We start from the raw sequence: 3,524 nt of genomic DNA, 5'->3' as shown, positions 1-3,524 counted from the left end.
GAGCAATATCAGATTCTATCGAAAAACATCTAAAAGATGAAAAGGCGATCATCCTTTTAGGCCCAAGGCAGGTTGGAAAAAGTACGCTCTTGCAACAGCTTTCTTCTAAATTTGCTAAACCTGTTATGTGGTGGAATGGTGATGACGCAGACATTAGAACAATACTTTCCAATACCACTTCAACCTCCTTACGTGCACTTCTTGGAAAAGCCAAAACGTTGGTAATTGATGAAGCGCAAAGAGTTGACAACATTGGTTTATCTATTAAATTAATCATTGATCAACTTAAAGATGTAAAAGTAATTGCTACTGGTTCTTCAGCCTTTGAGTTAGCCAATCATATTAACGAACCACTTACTGGTAGAAAATGGGAATATAACCTATTTCCTTTTTCGTTCGGAGAAATGGTGGAGGAAAACGGTCTACTTGCAGAGAAAAGATTATTGAACCATCGCTTGGTTTATGGCTACTATCCAGAAATCGTGAACAATCCAGGTGGAGAAGAAATACGCTTAAAACAATTATCGGACAGTTACCTATATAAAGATATCCTAACCTGGGAGAAAATACAAAAGCCAGATAAGATGGAGAAATTAATCCAGGCTTTGGCTTTTCAGGTAGGCAATGAGGTATCATATAACGAACTAGGGCAATTAGCAGGTCTGGATAATCAAACAACAGAGAAGTATATCGATCTGCTTGAAAAGGCATTTATTGTATTCAGATTGGGATCTTTAAGTAGGAACTTAAGAAATGAGCTAAAGAAAAGCCGAAAGATCTACTTTTACGACAATGGTATCAGAAATGCTGTAATTAATCAATTTAGTCCAGCTGTATTAAGACAGGACATTGGTGCCCTTTGGGAAAATTTCGTAATTAGTGAAAGGGTTAAACTTCTTGCTTATAAACAGATTAATTGCAACCAATACTTTTGGCGTACGCATGCACAACAGGAAATAGATTATATTGAAGAAAGAAACGGGTTAATGAATGCCTACGAAATTAAATGGAACGCTAAATCCAATGCAAGATTTCCAAAGACGTTTTTAGATGCCTATGAGAATGTGGAGACTAAAATAATTACACCCGAAAACGTGAGTGAATTTTTGTTATAAATAAAATTCCCCATCCACATAATACCATTTCCCATCTTCTAATCTGAAATTAGATTTTTCATGCAATATTTCTGTTTGGAACTTTTTATTCAGATAATAGGCCTTAAACTCGACGATATCAAAATCAGAAAAAATAATTTCGAGTTTTAGCCATTTGGTGTTTTTCGCACTGCTTAAATAAGCACTTTCCGAATGCCCTATTAACGGCTGTGGGCGAACAGATGCGCATGTACATGCCAGTCAGTTTTTTTTCCATGCAGATATTGAAAAAGAGATTGATTTCGATCTGCTTTACATCCTGAATAAAGCTTTACCTTATAATATCGCCGTATACGACATTATTAAAATGGAGGGGAAACCTCATGCCCGGTTTGATGCTGTACAACGGAAATATGATTATTTTATCCATACCTATAAAGATCCTTTTTTAAGCACCCAAAGTTCCTTTTATCAATTAAATAATCTAGATTTTGATAAAATGAAAGCCGTTGTAAAATTATTACCCCAATACAAAGATTATAGGGCTTTTTGTACGCATCCTGATAAATACGAGCATACCATCTGCAATGTAATGGAAGCCGATTTATTTGTAAATCCAAAAGGCGACAGGCTGAGGTTTCATATTGCCAGCAACCGCTTTTTGGGCAAAATGATCCGCATTATTATGGGTAAAATGCTAATGGTTGGCAAAGGAGAACTTAGCTTTGATGAATTTGAAGGCGGACTGATTACCCTGCAATCCTCAAAACTATCATTACCCGCTCACCCAACAGGTTTATACCTTTCGAAAGTCACTTATCCATATTTAAACCTCGAACCACGCACTGAATTTATCCATAGTACACAAGGTATAGACTGGATTTCAATTTAAGTGTAGCGTTTTCATTTTGAACTCCGTTTAAGGAGTATGAAAGTTCAAATCTGTATTTTCCTCTTTGCACTGATCCTATCATTAGGCTGTAAAAAATCTACAACCGTGGATGTTTTATTGGATGGCAACTATACAGGTGTGTTGGTAATTACCAATAGTGTTAGGTCTGTGCCGATAACCCGACCAATTTCTATCTCGTTACAGGATGGAAAATTCAACATTACTCCTAGTGCTGATGCTAACCTAAAACCATCGGGAGGTAAGGGAACCTATAACTTTAAGAACGGGATCGGATATTTTACAGATGAGGGCGTTTGGACAGCAGATTTTGATTGGAATATGATTTTAAATGGCGAATACGATATTAGAAGCAGCGGAGTAGATTTAACCCTTAGAAAAAGGTTTAAGCTTCAAACAGATTTTTCTCCGGCTACCTCTTACGCTACAGTAGATTATGAATATATTTTAAAAAGAAGTAGTTAATCCTCATCTAAATGAAAAATTTAATATTCTTCTTTATTGTCTTATCTAGTTTTGTTTTTGGATGTGAGAAGAAATCTGAAACAAAAACGACGAATTACGAATTTGAAATCAATACTTCAAAATCAATCGGTGCATCTACATTAGTATTAAARTCGATTAGCGATAGCCGTTGCCCAATAAATGCTGATTGCATTGGCGCTGGTGGTGCAAAAGCTTTTTTCAAATTAACATCTAATAACATTGATCAGGAAATTATCTTATGCAAAGGAGATTGTGGCACCTTAGAGGGTGTAGCAAACCTTAAAATTAACGGCATAGATTATTCACTCAAATTAATTGACATTACACCATATCCTCAGCTTCAGAAAAGTGATAACACACCAACTGTAAAAGTTGAGTTGACAAGAGCTTAAGTTTAGGTTTGCTTGGGCATCGGAAAATGATCTGTCCGGTGACCCAAGTTTTTTCCTTATTTAAATCGGATTGCTTTAAGCGGAGAAACTTTACTGATCAATAGCGAAGGGATAATCAAGACCGTTAAACATACCACTACCGTAACGATATTAAGCAGCAGCACATCAATAAAATGAAATTCTATTGGTGCATAAGCTAAAAAGTAGGAGGCCTGGTTAAGCTTGAAAATGTGAGTGGCCTGCTGTAAAAAACCAAGTCCTAAGCCCAGAATATTCCCCAGTAATAAGCCAATACCAATTAAATAAGCCGCATTGTAAAGGAAAATTTTCATAATGCTCCAGTTACTGGCCCCAAAAGATTTTAGCATCCCGATCATATTTGTTTTCTCCAAAATCATAATCAACAATGCGGTAACCATGTTAATTACACCTACAATTAACATCAGGATTAAAAGCACATTGGTGTTTACATCAAGAAGACCTAACCAGGTAAATATATTAGGAAAATTTTCTTCGATAGAATACGAGCGCAAATTGCGTGGAAGCTTTTCATAAATATTATTGGCAATAGGCTTAAGTCTGTTAAAATCATTAATCCTGATTTCTATACCACCAATTTCGTTGGCGTTCCAGTTATTCAGG

The 3,524-nt window shown here is 36.0% G+C and carries 6 protein-coding genes; 4 read left to right on the top strand and 2 right to left on the bottom strand.

All coding sequences use genetic code 11. The features are described 5' to 3' along the window. A partial coding sequence (locus tag AC1DND_RS26255; RefSeq protein ID WP_477585589.1) for an ATP-binding protein occupies positions 1-1,115 on the top strand: 1,115 nt, incomplete at its 5' end. Here AC1DND_RS26255 and AC1DND_RS26250 read toward each other — a convergent pair. After that, on the bottom strand, positions 1,110-1,316 hold the full coding sequence (locus AC1DND_RS26250) for a YchJ family metal-binding protein (RefSeq protein WP_477585591.1): 207 nt from the start codon (positions 1,314-1,316) through the stop codon (positions 1,110-1,112). The genes AC1DND_RS26255 and AC1DND_RS26250 overlap by 6 nt on opposite strands. Positions 1,317-1,461: 145 nt before the next feature. On the opposite strand from AC1DND_RS26250, the gene AC1DND_RS26245 reads away from it, so the two are divergent. The 3 genes from AC1DND_RS26245 to AC1DND_RS26235 are packed head-to-tail and all read left to right on the top strand — an operon-like array spanning position 1,462 to position 2,882. Further along, the gene (locus tag AC1DND_RS26245) at positions 1,462-1,986 is read left to right on the top strand and encodes a tRNA pseudouridine synthase A (protein ID WP_477585588.1); all 525 of its coding nucleotides are present in this window, start codon (positions 1,462-1,464) and stop codon (positions 1,984-1,986) included. Positions 1,987-2,022: 36 nt separating this feature from the next. Further along, entirely contained in the window at positions 2,023-2,469 is a 447-nt protein-coding gene (locus AC1DND_RS26240; protein WP_477585586.1) for a hypothetical protein, read from the top strand. Positions 2,470-2,480: 11 nt separating this feature from the next. Continuing rightward, the gene (locus AC1DND_RS26235) at positions 2,481-2,882 is read left to right on the top strand and encodes a hypothetical protein (protein ID WP_477585584.1); all 402 of its coding nucleotides are present in this window, start codon (positions 2,481-2,483) and stop codon (positions 2,880-2,882) included. Positions 2,883-2,938: 56 nt separating this feature from the next. Here the strand turns inward: AC1DND_RS26235 and AC1DND_RS26230 are convergent. Then, positions 2,939-3,524, bottom strand: a 586-nt coding sequence (locus tag AC1DND_RS26230; RefSeq protein WP_477585582.1) for an ABC transporter permease, incomplete at its 5' end; no start/stop codon positions are given.

The organism is Pedobacter sp. 01N416 (assembly GCF_056399685.1).
This window is presented reverse-complemented; position numbering and strand designations above follow the sequence as displayed.

Bases quoted from the DNA above. Each gene is read 5' to 3' on its own strand.
- AC1DND_RS26245 (WP_477585588.1), top strand. From the start codon at position 1,462: ATGGAGGGGAAACCTCATGCCCGGTTTGATGCTGTACAACGGAAATAT.
- AC1DND_RS26240 (WP_477585586.1), top strand. From the start codon at position 2,023: ATGAAAGTTCAAATCTGTATTTTCCTCTTTGCACTGATCCTATCATTA.